The sequence below is a fragment of the Achromobacter sp. AONIH1 genome (assembly GCF_002902905.1).
Classification (GTDB): domain Bacteria; phylum Pseudomonadota; class Gammaproteobacteria; order Burkholderiales; family Burkholderiaceae_B; genus Achromobacter.
The window spans coordinates 1,787,430-1,812,113 of record NZ_CP026124.1; the positions used below are offsets into that span (position 1 = coordinate 1,787,430).

The 24,684-nt window shown below is 67.5% G+C and carries 24 protein-coding genes, 1 tRNA gene and 2 pseudogenes; 20 read left to right on the forward strand and 7 right to left on the reverse strand.

Going from position 1 to position 24,684, the window contains the following annotated elements:
* Positions 1-23 precede the first annotated feature (23 nt).
* The 5 genes from C2U31_RS08215 to C2U31_RS08235 all read left to right on the forward strand — a co-directional run bounded on the left by C2U31_RS08215 (position 24) and on the right by C2U31_RS08235 (position 4,684).
* Positions 24-1,196, forward strand: coding sequence for an acetyl-CoA acetyltransferase (locus tag C2U31_RS08215; protein ID WP_103272400.1), 1,173 nt, complete (start codon positions 24-26; stop codon positions 1,194-1,196).
* The gene (locus tag C2U31_RS08220; RefSeq protein ID WP_103272401.1) at positions 1,193-2,830 is read left to right on the forward strand and encodes an acyl-CoA synthetase; all 1,638 of its coding nucleotides are present in this window, start codon (positions 1,193-1,195) and stop codon (positions 2,828-2,830) included. The genes C2U31_RS08215 and C2U31_RS08220 overlap by 4 nt, the downstream gene beginning before the upstream one ends.
* 64 nt (positions 2,831-2,894) lie before the next feature.
* A complete protein-coding gene (locus tag C2U31_RS08225) occupies positions 2,895-3,659 on the forward strand; it encodes an SDR family NAD(P)-dependent oxidoreductase (RefSeq protein ID WP_103272402.1) in 765 nt (254 codons plus the stop codon).
* 55 nt (positions 3,660-3,714) lie between these two features.
* On the forward strand, positions 3,715-4,296 hold the full coding sequence (locus C2U31_RS08230; RefSeq protein WP_103272403.1) for a PCC domain-containing protein: 582 nt from the start codon (positions 3,715-3,717) through the stop codon (positions 4,294-4,296).
* Positions 4,283-4,684 carry a PPC domain-containing DNA-binding protein gene (locus C2U31_RS08235; RefSeq protein ID WP_199770970.1) on the forward strand — a complete coding sequence of 134 codons (402 nt, stop codon included), beginning with the start codon at positions 4,283-4,285 and terminating at the stop codon, positions 4,682-4,684. The genes C2U31_RS08230 and C2U31_RS08235 overlap by 14 nt, the downstream gene beginning before the upstream one ends.
* Here C2U31_RS08235 and C2U31_RS08240 read toward each other — a convergent pair.
* Positions 4,681-5,445 carry a sulfite exporter TauE/SafE family protein gene (locus C2U31_RS08240; protein WP_103272404.1) on the reverse strand — a complete coding sequence of 255 codons (765 nt, stop codon included), beginning with the start codon at positions 5,443-5,445 and terminating at the stop codon, positions 4,681-4,683. The genes C2U31_RS08235 and C2U31_RS08240 overlap by 4 nt on opposite strands.
* Positions 5,446-5,779: 334 nt before the next feature.
* On the opposite strand from C2U31_RS08240, the gene C2U31_RS08245 reads away from it, so the two are divergent.
* The 7 genes from C2U31_RS08245 to C2U31_RS08275 are packed head-to-tail and all read left to right on the forward strand — an operon-like array spanning position 5,780 to position 10,612.
* On the forward strand, positions 5,780-6,769 hold the full coding sequence (locus C2U31_RS08245) for a methyltransferase (RefSeq protein ID WP_103272405.1): 990 nt from the start codon (positions 5,780-5,782) through the stop codon (positions 6,767-6,769).
* 32 nt (positions 6,770-6,801) lie between these two features.
* Positions 6,802-7,050, forward strand: coding sequence for an acyl carrier protein (locus C2U31_RS08250; protein WP_103272406.1), 249 nt, complete (start codon positions 6,802-6,804; stop codon positions 7,048-7,050).
* Between the two features lie 16 nt (positions 7,051-7,066).
* Entirely contained in the window at positions 7,067-7,960 is an 894-nt protein-coding gene (locus C2U31_RS08255) for a diiron oxygenase (RefSeq protein WP_103272407.1), read from the forward strand.
* A gap of 11 nt (positions 7,961-7,971) precedes the next feature.
* Complete coding sequence (locus C2U31_RS08260) at positions 7,972-8,928, forward strand: nitronate monooxygenase family protein (protein WP_158658326.1); 957 nt, start codon at positions 7,972-7,974, stop codon at positions 8,926-8,928.
* Positions 8,929-8,955: 27 nt separating this feature from the next.
* The gene (locus C2U31_RS08265; RefSeq protein ID WP_103272409.1) at positions 8,956-9,741 is read left to right on the forward strand and encodes a hypothetical protein; all 786 of its coding nucleotides are present in this window, start codon (positions 8,956-8,958) and stop codon (positions 9,739-9,741) included.
* A gap of 9 nt (positions 9,742-9,750) precedes the next feature.
* Complete coding sequence (locus C2U31_RS08270; RefSeq protein ID WP_103272410.1) at positions 9,751-10,122, forward strand: thioesterase family protein; 372 nt, start codon at positions 9,751-9,753, stop codon at positions 10,120-10,122.
* Positions 10,097-10,612, forward strand: coding sequence for a hypothetical protein (locus C2U31_RS08275; RefSeq protein ID WP_158658327.1), 516 nt, complete (start codon positions 10,097-10,099; stop codon positions 10,610-10,612). Before C2U31_RS08270 ends, C2U31_RS08275 begins: the two co-directional genes overlap by 26 nt.
* A gap of 13 nt (positions 10,613-10,625) precedes the next feature.
* Here C2U31_RS08275 and C2U31_RS31195 read toward each other — a convergent pair.
* From C2U31_RS31195 to C2U31_RS08285, 3 genes and pseudogenes are all read right to left on the reverse strand, one after another.
* Positions 10,626-11,318 (reverse strand): annotated as a pseudogene (locus tag C2U31_RS31195) (methyl-accepting chemotaxis protein); the annotation flags it as partial.
* 429 nt (positions 11,319-11,747) lie between these two features.
* Positions 11,748-12,239: pseudogene (locus C2U31_RS31200) on the reverse strand (MCP four helix bundle domain-containing protein); the annotation flags it as partial.
* 193 nt (positions 12,240-12,432) lie between these two features.
* On the reverse strand, positions 12,433-13,122 hold the full coding sequence (locus C2U31_RS08285; protein ID WP_103272413.1) for a tellurite resistance TerB family protein: 690 nt from the start codon (positions 13,120-13,122) through the stop codon (positions 12,433-12,435).
* A 172-nt stretch (positions 13,123-13,294) separates the two neighbouring features.
* On the opposite strand from C2U31_RS08285, the gene C2U31_RS08290 reads away from it, so the two are divergent.
* The gene (locus C2U31_RS08290) at positions 13,295-13,693 is read left to right on the forward strand and encodes an OsmC family protein (RefSeq protein WP_103272414.1); all 399 of its coding nucleotides are present in this window, start codon (positions 13,295-13,297) and stop codon (positions 13,691-13,693) included.
* Positions 13,694-13,779: 86 nt separating this feature from the next.
* Positions 13,780-14,562, forward strand: coding sequence for a hypothetical protein (locus C2U31_RS08295; RefSeq protein ID WP_103272415.1), 783 nt, complete (start codon positions 13,780-13,782; stop codon positions 14,560-14,562).
* Positions 14,563-14,591: 29 nt separating this feature from the next.
* Here the strand turns inward: C2U31_RS08295 and fabI are convergent, their stop codons facing one another.
* The 3 genes from fabI to gloB all read right to left on the reverse strand — a co-directional run bounded on the left by fabI (position 14,592) and on the right by gloB (position 17,795).
* The gene (fabI, locus tag C2U31_RS08300) at positions 14,592-15,377 is read right to left on the reverse strand and encodes an enoyl-ACP reductase FabI (RefSeq protein WP_103272416.1); all 786 of its coding nucleotides are present in this window, start codon (positions 15,375-15,377) and stop codon (positions 14,592-14,594) included.
* A gap of 170 nt (positions 15,378-15,547) precedes the next feature.
* Positions 15,548-16,966 carry a transglycosylase SLT domain-containing protein gene (locus tag C2U31_RS08305; protein WP_103272417.1) on the reverse strand — a complete coding sequence of 473 codons (1,419 nt, stop codon included), beginning with the start codon at positions 16,964-16,966 and terminating at the stop codon, positions 15,548-15,550.
* A 7-nt stretch (positions 16,967-16,973) separates the two neighbouring features.
* A complete protein-coding gene (gene gloB, locus C2U31_RS08310; protein ID WP_103272418.1) occupies positions 16,974-17,795 on the reverse strand; it encodes a hydroxyacylglutathione hydrolase in 822 nt (273 codons plus the stop codon).
* A 21-nt stretch (positions 17,796-17,816) separates the two neighbouring features.
* Between gloB and C2U31_RS08315 the strand changes: the two genes are divergently transcribed.
* From C2U31_RS08315 to C2U31_RS08340, 6 genes are all read left to right on the forward strand, one after another.
* Positions 17,817-18,596: a class I SAM-dependent methyltransferase gene (locus tag C2U31_RS08315; protein ID WP_103272419.1), complete on the forward strand. Its 780-nt coding sequence runs from the start codon at positions 17,817-17,819 to the stop codon at positions 18,594-18,596.
* A gap of 46 nt (positions 18,597-18,642) precedes the next feature.
* The gene (gene rnhA / locus C2U31_RS08320; protein ID WP_103272420.1) at positions 18,643-19,104 is read left to right on the forward strand and encodes a ribonuclease HI; all 462 of its coding nucleotides are present in this window, start codon (positions 18,643-18,645) and stop codon (positions 19,102-19,104) included.
* Positions 19,105-19,452: 348 nt separating this feature from the next.
* Positions 19,453-20,538: an efflux RND transporter periplasmic adaptor subunit gene (locus C2U31_RS08325; protein ID WP_103272421.1), complete on the forward strand. Its 1,086-nt coding sequence runs from the start codon at positions 19,453-19,455 to the stop codon at positions 20,536-20,538.
* Between the two features lie 36 nt (positions 20,539-20,574).
* Entirely contained in the window at positions 20,575-23,691 is a 3,117-nt protein-coding gene (locus tag C2U31_RS08330; RefSeq protein WP_103272422.1) for an efflux RND transporter permease subunit, read from the forward strand.
* Between the two features lie 10 nt (positions 23,692-23,701).
* Positions 23,702-24,418: a DNA polymerase III subunit epsilon gene (dnaQ, locus tag C2U31_RS08335; RefSeq protein WP_103272423.1), complete on the forward strand. Its 717-nt coding sequence runs from the start codon at positions 23,702-23,704 to the stop codon at positions 24,416-24,418.
* A gap of 77 nt (positions 24,419-24,495) precedes the next feature.
* Positions 24,496-24,570, forward strand: a tRNA-Val gene (locus tag C2U31_RS08340).
* Positions 24,571-24,684: the final 114 nt, after the last annotated feature.

The following is a 24,684-nucleotide window of genomic DNA, read 5'->3' on the forward strand; positions in this document are numbered from 1 at the left end:
GGCTGCATCCTGAGGAGACAGCAATGAGCAAGCGCGCCGTGATTGCGGGATGGTCGCACATCCCCTTCGGCAAACTCGACGATCCGGACACCGAGAGCCTGATGGCCCGGGTGTCCGGCGCGGCCCTGGATCATGCCGGCTTCGCCGCCGAGGAAGTCGACGGCATCTGCGTCGGCGTCATGAACAGCGGCTTCCAGAAACAGGACTTCCAGGGCGCGCTGGTGGCGCTGGCGCATCCCGCCCTGGCGCACGTGCCGGCGACGCGGCTGGAGAACGCCTGCGCCACTGGATCCGCGGCCCTGTACACGGCCATGGATTTCATCGAATCGGGCCGTGGGCGCGTCGCCCTGGTGGTCGGCGCCGAGAAGATGAGCGCGCGCCCGACGTCCGAGGTGGGCGATATCCTGCTCAACGCCAGCTACCGCAAGGAAGAGGCCGGCATCGAAGGCGGCTTCGCGGGCGTGTTCGGCCGCATCGCCGCTGCCTATTTCGAGCGCTATGGCGATCAGGGCGAGGCCCTGGCCCGCATCGCGGCGAAGAACCACCGCAACGGCGTGGACAACCCCTATGCGCAGATCCGCAAGGACCTGGGCTTTGAATTCTGCAACGCCGTGAGCGAGCGCAATCCCTACGTGGCCGCGCCGCTGCGCCGCACGGACTGCTCGCTGATTTCCGATGGCGCGGCCGCGCTGGTGCTGGCCGATGCGGAGCTGTTGCCGGACTTGCGGCGCGCCATCGCGTTCCGCGCGCGGCAGCACGTCAACGACATCCTGCCGCTCAGCCGCCGCGACCCCATCGCATTCGAGGGTGCGGCGCGCGCCTGGCGCGCCGCGCTGGATCAGGCCGGGCTGGTGCTGGACGACCTGAGCCTGGTGGAAACGCACGACTGCTTCACTATCGCTGAACTGATCGAGTACGAGGCCATGGGCCTGACCCCGCGCGGGCAAGGCCACAAGGCGCTGCGCGAAGGCTGGGTGCAGAAGGATGGGCGTCTGCCGGTGAACCCGTCCGGTGGTCTCAAGGCCAAGGGGCATCCTGTGGGCGCCACGGGCGTGTCCATGCATGTGATGGCCTGCATGCAGCTGGCGGGCGAGGCCGCGGGCATGCAGATTCCCGGCGCGGCGCTGGCGGGCGTGTTCAACATGGGCGGCGCGGCCGTGGCCAACTACGTCAGCATCCTGGAGCGCGCCAAATGAGCGGACCTGCTGCACATATGCCGGAAGGCGGCGTCGCGCCGGTATCGCGCCGGGTGATGAACCTGGCCCATTTCCTGGTGCAGGCGGCGCGCCGGCATCCTGAGCGGCACGCGCTGATCTGCGGCGAGGCGACGCTCAGCTGGCGCGAGCTGGATGGCCGCAGCGCGGCGCTGGCCCGGGCGTTGGCCGCCCATGGCGTGGGCAAGGGCGACCGCGTGCTGGTGCATTCGCGCAACAGCTTTGAATTCGTCGAAACGCTCTTCGCCACGCTGCGCCTGGGCGCCGTCTGGGTGCCGACGAACTTCCGCATCGCGCCGGACGAGGCGGCCTATCTGGCGCAGGCATCTGGCGCCAAGGTGTTCCTGTGCCAGGGCGACTATGCCGACCACGCCGAGGCCGTGGCGCGGGCCATGCCGCAGCTGGCGCTGCTGGCAAGGCTCGGGCCGGAAGGCTTCGCCGCGCCCGAGGTCGCGGACCTGATCGAGGCGCAGCGGGGCGCCGCGCCGGCCTGCGTCGATGTGGAGCATGACGATCCCTGCTGGTTCTTCTTCACGTCCGGCACCACCGGGCGGCCGAAAGCGGCGGTGCTGACGCATGGGCAGATGGCCTTCGTGATCACCAATCATCTGTGCGATCTCATGCCGGGCACGACCGAGCAGGACGTCAGCCTGGCCGTGGCGCCGCTGTCGCACGGCGCCGGCATCCATCTGCTGACCCAGGTGGCGCGCACCGCCTGCACCGTGCTGCCGGCGTCCACGCGCTTCGACGCCGAGGAGATCTGGCAGCTGGTGGAGCGCCATCGGGTGAGCAACATGTTCACCGTGCCCACCATCGTCAAGATGCTGGTCGAACATCCTGCCGTCGACGCCTGGGATCACTCCAGCCTGCGCTACGTGATCTATGCCGGCGCGCCCATGTACCGCGAAGACCAGAAGCGCGCGCTGGAAAAGCTGGGGCCGGTGCTGGTGCAGTACTTCGGCCTGGGCGAGGTCACTGGCAACATCACCGTGCTGCCGCCGGCCCTGCATGAGGCGGCGGACGCGCCCGGCGCGCGCCTGGGCACTTGCGGCATCGAGCGCACCGGCATGCAGGTCAGCATCCAGGACGACAGCGGCCGGCAACTGGACCCCGGCCAGCCGGGCGAGATCTGCGTCTGCGGTCCGGCGGTGTTCGCGGGCTACTACGCCAATCCGCAGGCCAACGAAAAGGCCTTCCGTGACGGCTGGTTCCGCACCGGGGACCTGGGCTATATGGATGCGGAGGGCTTCGTCTATATCACCGGCCGGCAATCCGATATGTACATCTCGGGCGGCTCGAACATCTATCCGCGCGAGGTCGAGGAAAAGGTGCTGACACACCCTGCCGTGGCTGAAAGCGCGGTGCTGGGCGTACCCGATCCGACCTGGGGCGAGGCCGGCGTCATGGTCTGCGTGTTGCGAGCTGGGCATGACCTGAGCGAGGACGAATTGCTGGCCTGGATGGCGCCGCGCATGGCGCGCTACAAGCTGCCGCGCCACATCTTCTTCTGGGACGAGTTGCCGCGCTCGGGCTACGGCAAGGTCACGAAGAAGCTGGTGCGCGATGCGCTGTACGAGCGCGGCTGCCTGGACCGCGCGCCGGAGCTGGCGCGCTGATGCGTGGAAATACAGACAAGGATGTACAGATAAAAAAAGCCCTAGCGGGCAAGGAGACGCAATCATGGAGACGACGCAGGAGGCAGTGCTGGTAACAGGAGGGGCGTCGGGCATCGGCCTGGCGGTGGTTCGGGGGCTGCTGGATGCCGGACGCCGGGTGCTGGCGGCCGACCTTTCGCAGGAGCGGCTGGACGTCATGGGCGACATCGCGCCGCCCGAGAGGCTGGGGCGCGTGCGCCTGGATGTGTCGGACGAAGCGCAGGTCGTGGATGCGCTGGCGCGGCAGGAGAGCGCTTTCGGGCCGATAGGCGGGCTGGTCAACAGCGCCGGCATCGGCCAGGACCTGCCGTTCCTGGACACCGAAACCGCGGCGCTGCGCCGCATGCTGGAGGTGAACCTGGTGGGGTCCTTCGTCGTGGCGCGCGAGGTCGCGCGCCGCATGCGCAAGCGCGGACATGGCTCCATCGTCAACATCACCTCGGTGTCGGGCATACGCGGCAATGCCGGACGCGCGGCCTACGGCGCGTCCAAGGGCGGGGTGGTGACGCTGACGCGCGTGATGGCGGTCGAACTGGCTGAATACGGCATTCGCGTCAACGCGGTTGCGCCGGGGCCGATCGAAACGCCGCTGGTGGGGCAGATGCATACCGAGCAGGCGCGCGCCGCCTGGCGCCGGGTGGTGCCGCAGCATCGCTATGCCGCGCCCGAAGAGCTGAATGGGACTATCGGCTGGTTGCTCGACGAGTCCAAATCCAGCTATGTTACCGGGCAGGTCATCTGCGTGGACGGCGGCTTCACCGCGGCCGGCATGTTGCCCGCCATGCACTGAGTTTGTCATTGCCCAGGTTTCATTCATTGCGCCACAAGCGCACGGAGACCAGACCATGCGATACACCACCGTGGATCGTTCGTTGCGGGGAGTACAAGCGCCGCCCCGTCCCAGAACGCTGATACACCCGGGCGCCTTCAACCCGGTCCGCATACACAGCCGCTGCGCCGGACATGGCCGCCACGTGCGGCTGCTGCTCAGGCCGGGGGCTTCCCTGTTCGACGCCATGGTCGACACGCTGGCCGGGGCCGGCATCGCCAATGCGTCCATGACCATCCTGGGCGGGGGCTTCCGTCACCTGGACTACTGCACCGCGCCGCCCGATCCGCAGCACCGGATGGTGGTGGCCTATACAGCGCCCATCTCGGCCGGCGCCGCCTATCTTATTTTCGGCAACGCCACGCTGGGCAAGACCGATGCGGGCGCGCCGCTGGTGCATTGCCACGCGGCATTCTGCGACGAGACGGGCGCGCCGCTGGGCGGACACATCGTGCCCCAGACCACCATCGTCGGCGAACGGCCGGTGCCGGTGCTGGTGACGTCACTGGAAGGCTTTGAGCTGCGTGCCACCTATGACGCCGAAACCAATCTGCGGCTATTGCAGCCCCAAGGGACGGGTGACCATGGACATGCCTGATGTCGAAAGCGGCAGCATGGGCCGCGTGGCCTACGCCCGCATCGGACCCAACGAAGACCTGGTGCAGGGCGTGGAAAAGCTCTGCCTGGCCGAGGGCTTTCGCAATGCCTTCGTGCGCGGCGCGCTGGGCAGCCTGGTGGATGCCTGCCTGTACACCCGCGATGGCGGATACCGCCATGTGTCCGGGCCGGCGGTCGAGATCGTCAGTCTCGCCGGCGAGGTGCGGGCGCAGCCGGACGGCTCGCTGACGGCGTCGCTGTCGGGCGTGGTCGCCGATCCGCAGGGGCAGGTGCACGGCGGACCGTTCGTGCCGGGCGCCAATCCCATCTGCATGACCTTCGAGGTCACGCTCGAGGAATGGCTGCCGGCAGAGGATGCGGCGGCCTAGAACCAGTAACGCGCCGCGTAGATGATCGTCATCGCGGCGCCCGTCACGATGACGAACAGGCGCACGGCCTGGGCGGGGAGCACGCGGATCAGGTAGCCGCCCAGGTATCCGCCCAGCAACGCGCCCGCCAGCATGCAGAGGGTGGCGGGCCAGTGGACCGATCCCTGCGCGATGAAGATGACGATGGCCGCCGCGGTGACGAAGGTGGCCAGCAGGTTCTTCAGCGACTTGATGGCGCGCAGGTTGCCGGGGTCGGTGATTGATATCACCGCGGTCAGGATGACGCCGAGCCCGGCGCCGAAGAAACCTCCATACACCGATGCCAGCGCGATCGGCACGACGCCGCGCGCGGCGCGGTCCTGCGCCTGCGCGCCGCGCCGGCACGCGCTCCAGGCTTGTACTTGTGGCGCAAAGGCGAACAGCAGCGTGGCGAAGGCAATGAGCGCCGGCACCGGCAGGATGAAATAGGCCGGCGGGATCGCCAGCAGGACGAAGGCGCCCAGCGCGCCGCCCGCCGTCGTCGCCACGGCCAGCAGCCAGAAGCGGCGATCGGGCGCGGGCAGGTTTTCGCGGTCGGCCAGCGCGGCCAGGATATGGCCCGGCGATATCGCCACCGCGCTGGAGGCGTTGGCGATGACGGGCGGCAGTCCGGCCGCGACCATGGCGGGGAAGGTGATGAGCGTCGCGCCGCCCGCCAGCGCGTTGATGGCCCCGCCCAGTACGCCCGCGCCCGCCAGCAGCGCCGCCATGCTCCAGTCCATGCGTGCCTCCTGTTCAAACAACGTATTGGTCCATGTAATGGACTTAAATATGTCATGTGAAATTTATTATTGCCTATTATCTGCGAGGGTATAGAATGCAATCAAACAAAATATAAATTAATGGTCCATCAAATGGACCTAAATAAAGAGACTCCGGCGACGCCTTTTAGTCGCCACCGCTGTGTCGCTGTCACTCCCGGGACGGCGTTCGCGGCCCAATCTCTATCCGGCCTTCCGCGTTCGCGTCCTGATCACTGGCGCGCGGCTCGTACCCGAGCTGCCGCGTATTCATCCGCATGGCCTTACCGGCCGCCGTTGAATCAGGAGGGAATCGATGGATGTGAGTTTCATGGCGTTTTCCCGTTTGGCGTTCGGGCATTGGGAAGGACAGCCGCTCTATGCGCTGGCCGACCTGGGTATTCCGCAGCGCCTGGCCCAGCCGCGCAGCTGCGCCGATCTGGCCGCCGAGCTGGGATGCCCCGCCGAGGCCTTGGAGCGCTTGCTGGATTGCGCGGTGGCGCAGAAGCTGCTGGTTTGCGAGGCCGGCCGCTACGGCAACAGTGAACTGAGCGCGCGCTTCCTGACCGAGGACAGTCCCGAGTCGCTGCTCAGCTGGATCCGCATCATGGACCGCTGGAAGCGGCCCTGGGCACAGCTGGCCGAGGCGGTGCGGCAGGGAGCGGCGGTCGACAATCAGGCCAAGTGGCTGGGCGAGGATCCGCAGTTCATGCGCGACTTCATCCTGGGCATGCACCAATTCGCCGCGCGTTCCGGACCGCAATTCGCCGAGGCGCTGAAGGACCTGCCCGTGCGCCGGCTGATCGACGTGGGCGGCGGCGCGGGCACCTACTCGATCGCGCTGTGCGCCGCGCGTCCCGAGGCGCGGGCGGAGATCCTGGACCTGGCGCCGGTGGTGGACATCACGCGCGAGACAGCGCGCGCCGCCGGCCTGGCCGAGCGCGTCACGGCGCGGGTGGCCGACTACCGCCACGACGAGTTCGGCGCGGATGCCGACGCGCTGCTGTTCTCCAACGTGCTGCACCAGGAAAGCGCCGAGGTCTGCCGCTCGATGCTGGCGCGCGCGCTGCGGGCGCTGCGCGCCGGCGGCACGTTGCTGGTACAGGGCTACTTCCTGTCGGAAGACCGGCGCGCGCCGCAGTTCACCACCCTGCACAACCTGTCGGCGCTGGCGCTGTGGGACGGCGGACGTAGCTGGACCGTGGGTGACATGCAGGCGCTGATCGCCGCGGCCGGCTTCGAGCGGCAGACCGTGCTGCGGCAGGAGAGCAGCGGCTTCTGCCTGCTGTCGGCCGCGAAGCTGTGACGCCGTTCCCATCCCCCAATCACGGAGCCAACATGTCCACGTTGACGCTGAACAATACCGAGTCCGAAGTGATCGCCTGGCTGAAGGAGAACCGCAATGCGACCGTCGAGGGCATCAAGGAAAAGAACCTGATCGAGGAACGCATTCTGGACAGCATGCAGTTCCTGGATTTCATCATGTTCCTGGGCGAACTGACCGGGCGCGACGTGTCTGGCGCGATCACCGTGGACGACCTGAAGACGGTGGACGCGATCGTGCGCTTCGTCCACGCGCAGAGCTAGCCGGGAGCGTCATGCCATGGATATCGACTACGCCAGAATCGGCCGCCTCATGACGCTGTCCAAGGGGCGCACGCACGACCCCTACGAGCGTTTCACCTGGCCCGAGCGCATTCCAGAGGACCAGCCCTGGTGCAGCGAGGATCTGCTGACCACCTACGGCACGCCCTACCAGGACCAGCTGGACCCCGGCCAACGGGTGCGCCTGAGCAAATGGGAGGCGGTCAATTTCTTCAGCCTCAACGTGCACGGCATCAAGGGCGTGCTGGGCTTCGTCAGCCGTTGCATCTACGAGCCGCGCTATGCCGACGTGTCCGAGTACCTGCACGTCTTCATGGGCGAAGAGAACTTCCACATGTGGTACTTCGCCAAGGCCTGCCTGGACTACGCGGGCAAGATCTATCCGGCGATCCAGCTGCAAGGACCGGAGCAGACGGACAGCCCCGAGCTGGAGGACCTGTACATGTTCGCCAGCACGCTGATCTTCGAGGAGTTCGTCGACTACTACAACCATAAGGTCGGCACTACCGAAGGCATCACCGACATCCTCAAGCAGGTCAACTACGAGCACCACGTCGACGAATCGCGGCACGTCTCGTTCGGCCGCGAGATGGTCCCCAGGCTGTACCGGCTGGCGCTGGAACGCAGCGCCGACCCTGAAGCCACGCGCGCCGACGTAGACCGCATGGTGACCAGCATGTTCCGCTATTTCATCAGCCTGATGTACAAGCCGGCCGTGTATGACGATGCGGATGTTCACGGACCGCTGGGCTTTCGCAATGGTCACGCGATGCGCAACGCGCTGCGCGCGCATCCGGCCCGCAAGGCCGTGCATGAGCAATGGTTCAAGCGCAGCGCGGCCTTTTTCAGCAAACAGGGCCTGGTCGCCGGCCTGGACCTGGCCGCGCTGTAGGAGGACCCGCCATGGCAAGCGTCCTGAGCGGACCGGCGGTCCAAGCCCTGTTCGGCGCTCGCCTGCCCGTGCTGCAGGCGGGTATGGGCGGCGTGGCGCAACCGGAACTGGCTGCGGCGGTCTGCGAGGCCGGCGGTTTCGGCATGATCGGCCTGTACCGGCACGAAGAAGGCGAGATCTGCGAGTTGCTTGCGCGGACCGCCGCGCTCACGCCGGCGCGTTTCGGCGTGAACTTCGTGCCATTCGTGCTGGACGCCGAGCAACTGCTCGGTCGCCTGGCCTGCCTGGCCGACCGGCCGGAACGTCCGGTGGTGACTTTCTTCGGTCTGCCGCAGGCGCGCGTGCTGCGCAGCCTGCCCGCCGGCATGGACTATGGCGCGCAGGTCGGCTCGCGGGAGGATCTGGACGCCGCGTTCGACGCGGGACTGCGTTTCGGCGTGCTGCAGACCGTCGAGGCGGGTGGCCACCATCTGGGCGCGCTGACGCGCGCGCGGGCGCTGGATCAGGCGGACCAGCTGCTGGCTGGCGGCCGGATGGTGTTCCTGAGCGGCGGCATCAGCAATGCCGCCGAGCTTCGGCTGGCGCTGGACGCCGGCTATGCCGGCGCCCTGTGCGGCACCGTGTTCGCCGCCACCGAGGAATCGGCGGCGCACGCGCGCTACAAGCAGGCGATCGTCGACGCCCGGCCGGACGACACCGTGGTCACCGACCGCTTCAGCATCGGCTGGCACACGCACCGCCACCGGGTCATCCGCAACCGCAGCTGTGACGGCGACCTGTCGGCCGGCGTCATTGGATTTGCCCACTATTTCGGAAAACGCTACCCCATCCTGCGCTACAGCGTTGCTGTGCCCACTGCCCAGACCGAGGGGCAGATCGAGGACATGGCGTTGTATTGCGGGACGTCCTGCAAGGACACGCATGCCGTCCGCACCGTGAGGCAGGTGCTGGCGGACCTGACGTCCTGAGCGCATCCACCCGAAGGAGATTGCATCGTGATTATCGAGAAGCAGTGGCACCAGGTGAAGAACGTCCTGCAGGCCAAGCTGGACAGCACATTCTCGGTCGCGCCGGACGCGACCACCGAATTCGACAGCCTGCTGGCCTTGGACGAGATCAACGCGCTCGGCTATGTGCGCAATTTCCCGCACCTGACCTGCGTCATGTGTTCGATCGAGCAAGGCGAGCTGCTGGGCTTCGCGCGCGGCCAGCGCAAGCTCGAACCCGACTTCAAGCAGTTGAATGCGGATGTGGCCCTGTTGCCCGCGACCTGCTACAAGATCTACCTGGGCCTGAAGGGCCAGCAGCTGGATGGCGCGCGGGTGGAGTCCTGCATCGCGCGCTGCTTCCGCCATGAAGACAAGGCGCTGGACAGCTACCGCGCCTTCAACTTCACCATGAAGGAATACGTGTACCTGGGCACCGCCGAGGGCGCGCAGGCGCATCTGGAGGCCGGCTACGACCGTGTGTTCTCTTTGTTCGCGCAGCTGGGCATCCGCGCCGATTGCGAAGAAGCCAACGATCCCTTCTTCGATTCCGGCAGCCCGGTGGCCCGGCTGTCGGCCTTGACGCCCACCAAGCGCGAGCTGGTGTTCGACGGACATGCCGTGTCTTCGCTGAACTATCACCGCAACTATTTCGGCGAGAAGTTCGAGATCCGCCTGAACGGCGAATTCGCGCATACGAGCTGCGTGGCCTTCGGGCTGGAGCGCTGGATCTCCATGCTGAAGGACCATTTCGGCGACGCCCGCCGCGCGCTGGCCGCGTTGGAACAGGCCTAGGGGCGGGCCATGGCGCAGGCGCAGACTCTGTTTCGCTCGGGGCAGCAGTTCGAGAAGACCTGGGAGGTGGACGCCGCCGCCCTGTCCTTGAACTACGGCGGTGACATGGACGTGCTGGCCACGCCGGTCATCGTCTATTGGATCGAGTCCTATGCCACCGAGTGCATACGCCGGGCGGGCGACGGCAGTTGCCGTTCGGTCGGCCAGGCCGTGAGCGTCAAGCATGTCGCGCCCGCGTATCCGGGCAGCGCGGTGCGGCTGACGCTCACGGTGCAGGCCATGTTCGGCAACGCGCTGCGCTTCGATGCCCGCGCGGTGGCGGCGCGGGACGGCAGCCTGATCGCCACCGGCACCCATGACCGCACCCTCATCGGGACTTGATCTCACAGTGGTGCTCGGCGCCAGGCCGGCGCAGGCGCCGGCCCGCACACGCCTGGGCAAGCCCTATCTGCCCGGCACGGCCGGGTTCGGCCTGAGCGACAGCGGCGGCGTGCAGGCCGCGCTATACGCCAACCGCAAGTACGTGGGCATCGATATCGAACGGCTCGACCGGCCGGATCTGGCGGCGCGGCGGCACCGGCTGGGCGCCTGGGTGGCGCGGCGCGACCATGTGCCGGTGGAGTTCCTGGCGGGCTGGGTCGCGCGCGAGGCCTGCGCCAAGTGCGTGGGGCTGGGCTTGCTGCATGCTCTGCCGCGCATGGCGATCGCCTGGACGCGGCAGGTCGCCGAAGGGGGCGGGGCCGTGGACATCGGGCTGGACTTCGCCGGCCGGGGCTTCGTGGCGCGCTGCGCCCGGCTGGATGGCCTGATGCTGGGGCTGTGCTATCGCGAGGACTACGGTCCGCCGAGAATCGTGCTGCTGCGCGGATAGGCGGCGGCCGCGCTCATGTGGCGGCAAGCAGCAGGCGTGTCGAGTGTTGCGCGGGCGGGGACTGGGGCTCGTTGCGGAAGACCGACATGGATTCGCGCAGATCTTGCGCCTGGTCCGACATGCTGCGCGTGGCCTCGGCGGCCTGCTCCACCAGCGCCGCGTTCTGCTGCGTGACGCTATCCATCTGCGAGATCGCGACGTTGACCTGGTCGATGCCGGTGCTCTGCTCGCGCGAGGCCGCCGCGATTTCCCCCATGATGTCCGCGACATGACGCACCGAGGCCAGGACCTCCTCCATGGTGTCGCCGGTGCCGGTGGCCAGCTCGGATCCCGTCGTCACATGCTGGCTGGAGGTTTCGATCAAGGCCTTGATCTCCTTGGCCGCCGTGGCGCTGCGCTGCGCCAGCGTGCGCACTTCCGCCGCCACGACCGCGAAGCCGCGGCCTTGTTCGCCGGCCCGGGCGGCCTCCACCGCAGCGTTCAGCGCCAGGATATTGGTCTGGAAGGCAATGCCCTCGATGACCGAGATGATTTCATGGACCTTGGCGGAACTGGCCGCGATGTCCTGCATGGTGGCGATCATGCGCCGCATGGCCTGGCCGCCGGCCTCGGCTGTCTGCGAGGCGGCCAGCGCCATCGCGCTGCCCTGTTGCGCGCTTTCGGTGTTTTGTTTCACGGCGGACGTCAGCTGTTCCATGCTGGCGGCGGTCTGCTCCAGCGACGCAGCCTGCTCCTCGGTGCGACCCGAGAGATCTGCATTGCCGCTCGCGAGCTGGGACGACGCGGTGGAAATGGCGTCGGCGGCGGTCTGGATGCGGGACACGGTCGCGCTCAGTTGCACGCGCATGGTCTCCAGCGAGGCGATCAGGCTGTTCGCGCCGCCGGCGGTGGGACGCAGGCTCAGCGTCAGGTTGCCATTGGCGATCTCGCGCGCCATTTCCTGGGCCTGCCGCGGCTCGCCGCCAAGCTGGCGCAGCACGCTGCGCGTGATCAGCCACGCCGCCAGTCCGCCCAGGGCCAGCGCCAGCACGGTCGCGCCCAGGGTCGCCGTCTGCAGCGTGGCCGAGGCTCGCAGCGCCTCGTCGGCCGCCTCGTCGCTCAGGCGCGTTTCCAGCGCGGTCAGCGCGGCCAGCTCCTTGAGCCATGACGCCTGTGGCGCGCGGGCCTCCTGGACCAGCACGACGATGGCGCCCGCCGGGTCGCCGGCCAGTCCCAGGCTGGCGGCCTTGTCGATCAGCGGCATGGCCTTCAGCTCATCGCGCTTGACGGCTTGAAGCAGCGCCAGCTCCTCAGGCTGCGTGGTGGGATTGGACGTGAGCATCCGTTCCAGCTTGGCGTAGTCCTCGCGGTAGATCTGCTCCTGGGTCTTCAGCCGCTGCGCCTCGAAGTCTATGGCCTTGGGATCGCGCAGCAGCGCGATGTTGCGCACGGCGACCGCGCGGTCCGTCACGGCGGCGCGCATCTCGGCGGCCAGCCTGGCCTGTTCGTTGTTGACCTCGACGATGTCGATCATGCCGTCGCGCAGGATGCGCGTGTTGTAGGACTCGAGCACGGCGATGGCGCACAGCAACGCCAGCAGCATGCCAAAGCCGCCGAACAGGCGGGTGGATACCTTCAGGTTTTTCATCGTTTTCTCCGGGGCGGACGCGAGCCGCCGTCATGAGAGATAACGACAGGGGAGCCGGTGCAGTTGAGGGCTGAAGAGGTGAGACTAGTCTGATATTGAGGGCAGTCCTAGGCACTCAGGACGCGGGGGAACTGACGGAGTGCGGGGGATGCCGGCATACGGAAGGGGCCGCCTTGCGCGGCCCCCCGCGGGTTCAGACGGTCTGGGCGTGAGCCTTGGCGTGCTGTTCGAGTTGCAGCTTGAGATCGGGCGGCAGCTTCAGCTGGCGCGCGAGCTCGTCCAGGTAGGCACGCTCCATGAAGCTTTCTTCGTCGACCACCAGCAGGCTGGCCAGGTACATCTCGGCGGCCATCTCGGGCGTGGCGGCGGCCTGGGCGACGGCCGCCGGATCCAGCGGACGCGCCAGTTCGGCTTCGAGCCAGCTGCGGTCGCTGGCGTCGGAAGAGAGCCTGGCGAGTTCGGTTTCGAGCAGGCCGCGTTCTTCGGGGCCGATATGGCCGTCGGCCTTGGCGGCGCCGATCATCGCGGTCAGCACAGCGCTGCTGTGCTGTTCGGCTTGTGGCGCGGGCAGGCGGTCCAGTGTCTGCGGCGGCGTCGCGGCGGCCCCGGCGCCCTGCTTGCGCTGCCAGTCGCCATAGGCGCGGTAGGCCAGGGCGCCCAGCGCGGCCATGCCGCCGTACATGGCGACCTTGCCGCCGATCTTGCGGGCCTTCTTGCTGCCCAGCAGCAGTCCCAGGGCGCCCGCGCCCAGCGCGCCGCCGCCCAGGCCGGTCAGGAAGGACGACCCCTTGCCCCCGGTGGCGTTCTGGACGCGCGAGCCGGCGTCGGAAAGCAGTCCCTGGCCGGACTGCAGCAGTTGATCGAGTAGTTGTCTGGCGCTCATACGGCCCCCTTCGTAGGCAGGAGAACCTGCGGAATCTGATCCGACCTGCGCGGGGCAAGGAAGTTCAGCTTGCAGTCAGTAACATGGCGCGTCGCCGCTTGCCCGGAAAGGTAGTGCTACAACGTGGCAAGGGCCGGCCCAGTCGCGCCGGCCGACTTCAGGAGATGTGTCCATGACGATCCGCGTGCGCCAGAATGCGCCCCAGACCCTGCAATTCACCGCCACGGCCGAAGGCCATGAACTGCCGCTGGCCATGCCGCAGCCGCAAGGCGAGGGCCCCGACCCGCACGATTATTTCGATACCGCGCTGGGCGGCTGCAAGGCGCTGACGCTGATGGTCTACGCGCAGCGCAAGGGGTTGCCGCTGGAATCGGTGGGCGTGGACGTGGTGCGCGATGCCAGCGAGGAACGCAAGGGGGTCTACCGCCTGACCGCCAAGCTGACGCTGCATGGCGAATTGACGGATGCCCAGATCGACGAACTGCTGGTGGTGGCGGAAAAATGCCCGATCCACAAGCTGATGACGGCGGTGGATGTGCAGGTGTCGACGCTGGTGGTGCGGCCGGAATAGAGGGACAAGGTTAGTCGGGACGGGGGCTGGGAACGGAATGGCGGGAATCTGCACTCAGCCGGTTTCCGGCTCGATGATCCCAGTCCATGTCCAACCTGATCTCGTGGTCCGGCAGCAATCCGACGTACCAGTCGCCAGATTCCTCGGTCGCGGGGGCCGGGGCGCGCGGCCAGCCCGAGCGGGCGGGGTCCATCGGGTCGCGGGCGCGGGCCTTTGCCTTCGTTGCCAAGGCCGGCTCCGCGCCGCGCGTGATGCGCGCGCAGGTGAGGCAGACAGTGCGCCTCTTGAAGTCCTCGCTTGCGATGCCGCCTCGCGCCGATCGGCTGCGCATGGCATCGCACCGGGAGCTGGTCGCGGAATGCCGGCGGCTGTTCCGTGCGTCGAGGCAGGACTACGGGGTGCCCATCGCGGGCCAGGTGGCGCGCATCGGCGCTTGCCTGGAGCGCCTTTGCGCACTGCAGGGCGATGCTTCCACCGTGACGCGGACGGCGCTGATGCACGGCGTTGTCGCGCGCGCCCTGGGCTCCAGGAACGTGGGCCAGCTCCTGCGTAGCGGCCGCGGGCTGGGCGAACACAGGACGCTCACGAGCGCGGAAGAGGATTTCAAGCGCGGCCAGCTCAAGGATGCGAAGGTGCCGGAAGCCGTGCGCCAGCGCATTGCCCAAAGCCTGGAGCGCAGGATGGGCGGGGATAGCCCGATGCTGCGCCTGATCCGGGAATCGGTTGCGCTCCATGCGGCCGAACAGGTCGGGGCGCTGCCGACCGATCAGCTCAAAGCCCTGAACAAGGCGCTGGTAGAGGAAAACGATCAGCTGATACTGGCGGCCCGGCAGAGGAAATCAGAGGCCGTGGACGGCGGCCAGGGCTGAATGCCGCTGGCGCCGCCTGAAGGAAATGCTCAGTCTTCCATGCCCGGGACGACGGTCGAGAAACCGGCGTCCACGTGGGTGATCTCACCGGTCACGCCGGCGGCCAGGTCCGACAGCAGGAAGGCGGCGACGTTGCCCACGTCCTCGATGGTGACGTTGCGGCGCAGCGGCGCCTGGGCCTCGACGAACTTCAGGATGGCCGAGAAGTCCTTGATGCCGCTGGCGGCCAGGGTCTTGATCGGGCCGGCCGAGATGCCGTTGGCGCGGATGCCGCGCGGGCCCAGGGCGGTGGCCAGGTAGCGCACGCTGGCTTCGAGCGAGGCCTTGGCCAGGCCCATGGTGTTGTAGTTGGGAACCACGCGCTCGGCGCCCAGGTAGGTCAGCGTCAGCACCGAGGCGTTGCGGCCCTGCATCAGCGGCAGGGCGGCCTTGGCCATGGCGGGGAAGCTGTAGGCCGAAATGTCGTGCGCCACGCGGAAGGCTTCGCGCGACAGGCCGTCCAGGAAGTCGCCGGCGATGGCTTCGCGCGGGGCGAAACCGATGGAGTGCACCAGGCCGTCCAGGCCGTCCCAGTGAGCGCCCAGTTCGGCGAAGGTCGCCTCGATCTGGCTGTCCTCGGCCACGTCGCAGGGCAGCACGATCTTGCTGCCGAACTCCGCCGCGAATTCCGCCACGCGCTCCTTGAACCGGTCGCCCACATAGGTGAAGGCGAGCTCGGCGCCCTGCTGATGACAGGCGCGCGCGATGCCGTAGGCGATGGAACGGTTCGAGAGCACCCCGGTGACCAGAATGCGTTTGCCGGCGAGAAAGCCCATATTCAATCCTTTGATTTTGTCCTTCCGAAGGCCGCCATTTTAGTGGCACGCCTCACGACCGACCAGCCACACCAAACCGGGGCCGCGCCAGATCAGGGCCGCGCGGAGCCGGCTTTGCCGGTCCGCTGCGGCGCCCCTGGGGGAAGCGCGCAGCGCTCGGGGGGGGACCTCTACCCCCGGGCGTTGGTGCCCGGCACGCGCAGCTGGCCGCCCACCTTCAGGGCGTTGCCCTTCAGGTTGTTGAGCGCGCGCAGCGCGTCGACCGTGGTGCCGTACTGCTTGGCCAGCGAGAACAGGGTGTCGCCCTGCCGGATCTTGTGGGTGCGGACGTTGGGGCGGGCGCTGGAGACGCGGGCCGGAGGCGTCGGCGTCGCGCGGCCATGTGGCGCGGCCTTGCTGCTGCTTGCCGGCGCGGAATCCAGCGCGCCGACGGCGGGGGCCAGCGAGGCCACCTGGATGCCGCCGGGGCCGGGGTCGCCCGGCACCAGCATGGACTGGCCGGCCGCGACCTTCTGGCGCGAGCCGATGTCATTGGTTTCGCGCAGCTTGGCCTCGCTGACGCCGAAGCGCTTGGCGATGGACGCGTAGGATTCGCCGCGGCGCGAGTGGTAGACCTTCCAGGCGCTCAGGTCGCCCTTGTAGTTGGTCAGGTTGGCGTTGAATATCTCGACGCGGTCGGCCGGCAGCAGCAGCGTGGGCGCGTGGTCGCCGCGGATGACCGGGCGGTTGAAAGAGGGATTGAGCGCCTTGAACTCGTCCAGCGGCATTTCGGCCAGCTTGGCGGCGATTTCCAGGTCGATGTCGCTGTTCTTGCGCACCGTCACGAAGTAGGGCGTGTTGCCGACCGGCGGCAGCGCCACCGCGTAGCGCTGCGGGTCGGCGATGATGTTCTTGATGGCCTGCAGCTTGGGGACGTAGTTGCGGGTCTCGTCCGGCATGGACAGGGACAGGTAGTCGGTGGGCTGGCCGGCGGCCTCGTTCTTGGCCATGGCGCGTTGCACGGAGCCTTCGCCCCAGTTGTACGAGGCCAGCGCCAGGTACCAGTCGCCCTGCATTTCGAACAGCTTTTCCAGGTAGTCCAGCGCCGCGTTGGTCGAGGCGATGGGATCGCGACGCTCGTCGCGCCACCAGTCCTGCTTCAGGTTGAAGTGCTGGCCCGTGGCCGGCACGAACTGCCACAGGCCGGAGGCCTGGGCGCGCGACAGGGCGGTGGGGTTGTAGGCGCTTTCGACGAAGGGCAGCAGCGCCAGCTCGGTCGGCAGGCCCCGGCGGTTGATCTCGTCGACGATGAAATACAGGTATTTGCCGGCGCGCTCGGCCATGCGCTGAACCGATTCGGGGTGGGACGCGTAATAGTCCGTCCACTGCTGCGACAGCTCGGTGTTCAGGTTGGGGATGGCGAAGCCGCGCCGGATGCGGTCCCAGGCGTCAGAGGGCGGATTGGTCAGGTCGACCGTGCGGGACGTGTCGCGGGCGATGTAACGCCCTTGGGAGTTGGTGGTGAGGTTCTTGCTGTCGTGGGATTTGGTTCCTGCGCAACCGGCGAGGACTGCCAGCATCAGTGGCAGAAGGAGTCGGGATAGATTCATCGGGCGGTCACTTGAAATCGTTCTTCCATTCACGAAGGGAGGCAAAAACCTCTACCGGCGTAGGGTGGCCGTGTCCGGCCCAGCTTGCTGCGGCACGCACGACATCGACTTGCTGGGTGCGCAGGAAAGGATTGACCTCGCGTTCCTGGCCAATGGTGGAAGGAAGCGTGGGAAGACCTGCCGCGCGGAGATGCTGGGCCCGCTGATAGCACTGTTGAAGGCTGCGGTTGGCCGGATCTACTGCCAAGGCCCAGCGCAAGTTCGCTAGAGTGTACTCGTGCGCACAGAAAACCTGTGTATCTGGCGGTAAAACGGAAAATTTTTCCAAGGAATCAAGCATTTGCGCAGGAGTTCCCTCGAACAGACGGCCACAGCCCCCGGCGAATAGGGTGTCGCCACAGAATAGGACCGGTCCTATTCCCGCAGCCCGTCCCGTGTAGGCAATATGTCCGGCGGTGTGGCCGGGCACGTCCAGCACGCGCAGGTCCAGGTCCAGCTCCGGCAGCGTCACCCGGTCGCCCTCGGTCAGCGGAACATCGCAGCGCGGCAGGCGCTCGCGGGCGGGGCCATATACGGTCAGGTCCGCGTTGCGGGACAATTCCATCACGCCGCCGACGTGGTCGCCATGATGGTGCGTGAGTAGAATGGCGCGCAGCGTCAGGCCCCGCTGCTCCAGGAAGCGCAGCACCGGGCCGGCTTCGCCGGGGTCGACCACGGCGGCCTGGCCGCCGCGCACGATGGCCCATATATAGTTGTCGGTGAAGGCGGGTAGCGGCAAGACCGCGGCAGTAGGCTCGCGGCCGCCTGCGGGGGCGGTCTGGGCTGGCATGGGATTCGAAGGATAGCGAACGTGGCAGAAGAGACTCCGCCGATTGTAGAACTGGCCGAATGGTTCCAGACGCCGCCGGGGCAATATGTCCTGGCCTGGGAGCGCGCGCAGTTCGACGCGGCCGTGGCGGACGTGTTCGGCTACTACGCCTGGCAGGTGGGGCTGGCCGACTGGAACCTGCTGCGGGCGAACCGCATGCCCTTCAAGGGTTGCGTGGGCACCGAGGCGCCGGCGCCGGAGCATGCCGAGGCCTGGCAATCGCGCGTGGTGCTGGCCCAGCCCGAGGCGCTGCCGTTTGAATCGCAGAGCGTGGACCTGCTGGTGCTGCCCCATGCCTTTGAATGCACCGCCGAGCCGCACAATGTGCTACGCGAGGTCGAGCGGGTCCTGGTGCCCGAGGGCCGCGTGGTGATTTCCGGCTTCAATCCATGGAGCATGTGGGGCGCGCGCACGCGCATGCCCGGCATGGAGCCATGGCTGCCGCAGCCGCCGTCGTCGCAGGTGTCGCTGCCCCGGCTCAAGGACTGGTTCAAGCTGCTGTCGCTGGAGGTCAGGCAGAGCCATTTCGGCTGTTACGCGCCGGCCTGCCGCAGCGAGAAATGGCTGCGTCGCTGGGGCTTCCTGGAATCGGCCGGCGCGCGCTGGTGGAGCCTGGGCGGCGCCGTGTATCTGGTGTCGGCCGTCAAGCGGGTGCCCGGGATGCGTATCATTGGGCCTGCCTGGAAAACCTCCCGCAAGCGCGCCCGCGCCGCTTCCGTCGTGGTCAACCGCCAGGCCGACCAAGACTGGCCGCGCTCCTGAGCCGGCCGCTTTCGCGAATCGCATCAACAGGACTCCAGCCAGCCTTATGCAGGACAGCAAGCCGATAGAACAGAAAGTGGAAATGTGGACCGACGGAGCCTGCAAGGGCAATCCGGGTCCGGGCGGCTGGGGCGTGCTGATGCGCGCCGGCGCCCACGAGAAAACGCTGCACGGCGGCGAGCGCCAGACCACCAACAACCGGATGGAACTGCTGGCCGTCATCGAGGGGCTGCGGGCCTTGAAGCGCTCCTGCGTCGTCACCATCCACACGGACTCCCAGTACGTGATGAAGGGCATGACCGAATGGCTGGCCAACTGGAAGCGTCGCGGCTGGATCACGGCGGACAAGAAGCCGGTGAAGAATGCCGAACTCTGGCAGGCGCTGGATGAACAGGTGGGACGCCACCAGGTGTCCTGGCGCTGGGTCAAGGGGCATGCGGGCGACCCCGGCAACGAGCGCGCGGATCAGCTGGCCAACCAGGGTGTGGAAGTGGCGCGACGGTCCTGAACGACAAGGCGCGCCGGGGCGGCATCGGGAAATACCCTGAAATCCAGGGAATCGGGTCGATTTAGTTCTTTCATCGCGCTTCCGGATTGTTCCAGTATGTAAATCCGGGTGCTAAAGTGCCTACCCTCTAATCTGTTCCCGCGGCGCCCGACTGGGCGGGGTTGACCGGCCGGCGCCGCCACGACGCCATCTCCATCGTGATGAAAAATATCTCTTGTGCCGCGGATGCCGCGTGCGCCGGCCGCGTCTCGAATGGACGCGGGGCATCCGGACAGGATCGGGCGCACGATGCCGCGCCCATGGCGCTGGCTTGGCTCAGGCCTGCCGCCGTCCAGGGAGCGTCGCGCGATGAATAAGCCGGCGTTGTTGGCCGCCGTGACGGCGGGTCTGGTCGTCGGGGCCGTGCTGGGCGTCTACGCGCCGCGCTGGTTCGCGTCCGGCGCGGGGGCGCCGCAGGCGGTTGCGTCCACGCAGGCGCCCGCCAAGCCGGTGGCGCAACGGGTGCAGGTCGCCGCGGTCAGGCAAGTGCCTTTCGCGCGCGGTATCTCGGCCGTGGGCAGCCTGCGCTCGGACGAGTCCGTGGTGCTGCGGCCGGAAGTGGCCGGCCGCATCCAGAGCATCGATTTCAAGGAAGGGCAGCCCGTGGCGCGCGGGCAGGCGCTGGTGCGTCTGGACGACTCCGTGCCGCGTGCCGAGCTGGCGCAGGCGCGGGCCAATCTGACGCTGGCCCAGACCCATTACCGGCGCGCGGTCGAACTGCAGGGCAAGGGCTTCGTCAGCCAGAAGGCGCGGGACGAGTCCGCCAGCTCGCTCAAGGTGCAGGAAGCCGCCGTGGCGCTGGCGCAGGCGCGCCTGGACAAGATGACCATCACCGCGCCCTTTTCCGGCATCGCCGGCCTGCGCAGCGTGTCGGTGGGCGATTACGTCAGCCAGGGGCAGGACCTGGCGCCGCTGGAAGCCATCGACCCGCTCAAGGTGGATTTCCGCGTGCCGGAAATGTACCTGAACAAGGTGGGCGTGGGCCAGCAGCTGACCTTGCGCATGGACGCGCTGCCCGGCGAGGATCGGCCGGGGCTGGTCTATGCCGTCAGTCCGCTGGTCGATGCCGGCGGCCGTTCCATCCTGCTGCGGGCCACGGTGGCCAACCGCGACGCGGTACTGCGTCCTGGCATGTTCGCCCGGGTCCAGCTGCAATTCGCGCAGGACCAGGCGCTGGTCGTGCCGGAAGCCGCGTTGACGCCCTCGGGTCAGGCGCAATATGTGTACCGGGTGCGCGACGGCGTGGCCGAGCGGCGCGCCGTGACCATCGGCGAGCGCCGCGAAGGCCTGGTCGAGATCCTGACGGGCGTGGGCGAGGGCGACCAGTTGGTCGTGGCCGGCCTGCAGCGCGTGACCGACGGCGCGCCCGTCCAGATCGTGGGCGACGGCGCCTGAGGCGCCGATCCCAGCCATTTTTCAAGGCGGTCCGCCATGCGCATTTCCGAAACCTGCATCCAGCGGCCGGTGTTCGCATCGGTCCTGTCGCTGATCATCGTGCTGATCGGCCTGATCTCGTATTCCCGCCTCACGGTGCGCGAGTACCCCAAGATCGACGAGCCCATTGTGTCGGTGGACACTACCTACAAGGGCGCCTCGCCCGAGGTGATCGAGTCCCAGGTGACCAAGCCGCTGGAAGACCAGCTGGCCGGCATCGAAGGCGTGGACGTGATGACCTCGCGCAGCCGCTCCGAGCGCAGCCTGATCAACATCAAGTTCAACCTGAAGCGCGATCCGGACGCGGCGGCGGCCGAGGTGCGCGACAAGGTCTCGCGCGCGAGGCGCTTCCTGCCCGACGAGATCGACGAGCCCATCATCGGCAAGGTCGAGACCGATTCCCAGCCCATTATCTACATCGCCGTCGAATCGGGTTCGCTGTCCGCCATCCAGACCTCCGATTACATCAACCGCTACATCAAGACCCGCCTGTCGGTGCTGCCCGGCGCGGCCGAGGTGCGCGTGTTCGGCGAGCGGCTGCCGTCCATGCGCATCTATGTGGACCGCGACAAGCTGGCGGCCTACGGGCTGACCGTGCAGGACGTCGAGGCCTCGCTGCGCAGCCAGAACGTCGAGATCCCGGCTGGCCGCATCGAGTCGCGGGCGCGCGAGTTCTCGGTGGTGTCGTCCACCGACCTGCAGACGACCAAGCAGTTCGAGAATGTGATCGTCGCCAACGTCAAGGGCTATCCGGTGCGGCTGCGCGACGTGGCCAGGATCGAGATCGGCGCGGCCAATGACCGCGTGCTGTCGCGCTTCAACGGCAAGCCGGCCATCAACATCGGCATCACCCGGCAGTCCACCGCCAATCCGCTGGAGCTGTCCAAGGCGGCGCGCGAGGAAGTCGAACGGCTGAACCTGAACCTGCCGCCCGGCATGAAGCTGAACATCGCCTATGACTCGTCGGTATTCATCGAGCGCTCCATCGATTCGGTGTTCCGCACCATCGTCGAAGCCATCATCCTGGTGGTGCTGGTGATCTTTTTCTTCCTGCGCAACCTGCGCGCCAGCATCATCCCCATCGTCACCATTCCGGTGTCGCTGGTGGGCGCCTGCGCGCTGATGTATCTGTTCGGCTTTTCGATCAACACATTGACGCTGCTGGCCATGGTGCTGGCCATCGGCCTGGTGGTGGACGACGCCATCGTGGTGCTGGAGAACATCTTCCGTCACATCGAGGACGGCATGCCGCGCAAGCAGGCCGCGCTGCAGGGGTCGCGCGAGATCGGTTTCGCCGTGGTCGCGATGACGCTGACGCTGGTGACGGTGTACGCGCCGCTGGCCTTCGCCACCGGCCGGACCGGCCGGCTGTTCATCGAGTTCGCGCTGGCCCTGGCCGGCGCGGTGCTGGTGTCGGGCTTCGTCGCCCTCACGCTCACGCCGATGATGTGTTCGGTGCTGTTGCGGCACCAGAGCAGCCATAGCCGCTGGTACAACCTGATCGAAGGCTGGCTCGACGCCCTGGGAAAGGGCTACCGCAAGGTGCTGGGCGTGTCGTTGCGGCACCGCTGGGCGGTGGTCGCGGTGGGCGTGGCGGTGGCGGCCGCGAGCGGCGTGCTGTTCAAGGTGGTCAAGAGCGAGCTGGCGCCGATCGAGGACCGTGGCGTGGTGTTCGGCATCGTCAGCGCGCCCGAGGGCGCCACGCTGAACTACACGCTGGAGAGCATGCTGGGCATCGAGCAGTTCTACGCCGACATCGGCGAGGCCAGCGGCAGCCAGGTCACGGTGGGCTTTCCCACGGTCACCGACGGCACGGCCATCCTGCGGCTCAAGCCCTGGGAAGAACGCAACCGCAAGCAGCAGGCCATCACCCAGGAATTGCAGCCGAAGTTCGCCTCGCTGCCTGGCGTGCGCGCCTTCCCGACCAATCCGCCGTCGCTGGGCCAGTCGGCCCGCTCCAAGCCGGTCGAGTTCATTATCATGAGCCAGGCCTCGTATGCCGAGCTGGCGCGCCTGACTGAGGTGTTCCTGACGGAGCTGCGCAAGTATCCGGGCCTGATGAACCTGGACACCGACCTGCGCCTGAACACGCCCGAGCTGCGGGTGCGGGTGGACCGAGACAAGATGGCCGACGTGGGCGCCAACGTGGCCACGGTCGGCCGGACGCTGGAATCGATGCTCGGCGGACGCCAGGTGACGCGCTACAAGGACGAGGGCGAGCAGTACGACGTGATCGTGCAGGTGACGCCGCGCGACCGCGCCAATCCCACGGACATCTCTGGCATTTACGTGCGGGCGCGCGACGGCAGCATGGTGCAGCTCGACAATCTGCTGGGCGTGCACGAAGGCGTGTCGCCGCAGTCGCTGAACCACTTCAACCGCCTGCGCGCCGTGAAGATCGACGGCGCCGTGGCGCCGGGCTACGCGCTGGGCGAGGTGTTGACGCACATGCACCAGGTGGCGCGCGAGGTGCTGCCGACCACGGTGGTGACCGACCTGGACGGCCAGTCGCGCGAGTTCCGCGATTCCTCGGGCAGCATTTACCTGGTCTTCGCCATGGCGCTGGCCTTCATCTACCTGGTGCTGGCGGCGCAGTTCGAGAGCTGGCGCAATCCTTTCATCATCATGCTGTCGGTGCCGCTGTCCATGACCGGCGCGCTGCTGGCGCTGTGGCTGAGTGGCGGCACGTTGTCGATCTACAGCCAGATCGGGCTCATCACGCTGGTGGGCCTGATCACCAAGCACGGCATCCTGATCGTCGAATTCACCAATCAGCTGCGCGACGAGGGCAGGGAACTGTTCGAGGCCGTGACCGAGGCCAGCGTGCTGCGCCTGCGTCCCATCCTGATGACCACGGGCGCCATGGTGCTGGGCACCGTGCCGCTGGCCCTGTCGCATGGCGCCGGCGCCGAATCGCGCCAGCAGATTGGCTGGGTCCTGGTGGGCGGGCTGATGCTGGGTACACTATTGACCTTGTTCGTCGTGCCGGTGGCCTATACCTTGATCGCCACCGCGCGGCAGAAACCCGGCCATGCCGGCGGCACGCAACCGCAAGCCCCGGCACAGCCGCCGGCCGCTCCCGCGTCCGCGGCGTCGGCCCCAGCGTCGGAATAGCTTTACACATATGCGCCAGATCATCTTTGACTCGGAAACCACCGGACTGGACCCCGCGCAGGGCCATCGCATCGTCGAAATCGGCTGCGTGGAACTGGTCAACCGGATGTCCACCGGCAACAACCTGCACATCTATCTGAACCCGGACCGCGAAAGCGATCCCGAGGCCCTGGCGGTGCACGGCCTGACCACCGAATTCCTGTCGGACAAGCCGCGCTTCGCCGACGTGGCCGACGAGTTCGTGAAGTTCATCGCCGGCGCCGAGCTGATCGCGCACAATGCCGCGTTCGACGTGAAGTTCTTCAACGCCGAACTGGCCAAGACCGGCCGCAAGCCGATCACCGACTACTGCGAGACCGTCACCGATTCGCTGCTGCACGCGCGCTCGCTGTTCCCCGGCAAGCGCAACTCGCTGGACGCGTTGTGCGACCGCTTTGGCATCTCCAACGCGCACCGCACGCTGCACGGCGCCTTGCTGGACGCGCAGTTGCTGGCCGAGGTGTGGCTGGCCATGACGCGCGGCCAGGACGCGCTGCTGATCGACGTCGAGGAAGACGCCTCGGCCGGCGGCGCGGGCGTGGTGCTGACGAAGTTCGATGCGTCCGGGCTGCCGGTGCTGCGCGCGGATGCCGCCGAGTTGTCCGAGCACGAAGGGTATCTGGCCGCGCTGGACAAGTCCGTGGGCGGCGAGTGCCTGTGGCGCAAGATGGAGCCGGCGGCGGGCTGAATCCGCGCCGCAAACAAATTAATTGGCGACTGACTTGCGCACGCAGAAAAAAACGTGCTAATATTTCGCCTCTTTCGGGGTGGTTAGCTCAGTGGTAGAGCACTGCCTTCACACGGCAGGGGTCACAAGTTCGAAACTTGTACCACCCACCAATTTCACCAGTTGCCGCTTGCGGCGCCTGGCATCCCGAAGCGAAAAACCTGGCATCAGCCAGTTGGTTCGCTCAGCGGGATCAAAAAAAGCCAACCTTCGCGGGTTGGCTTTTT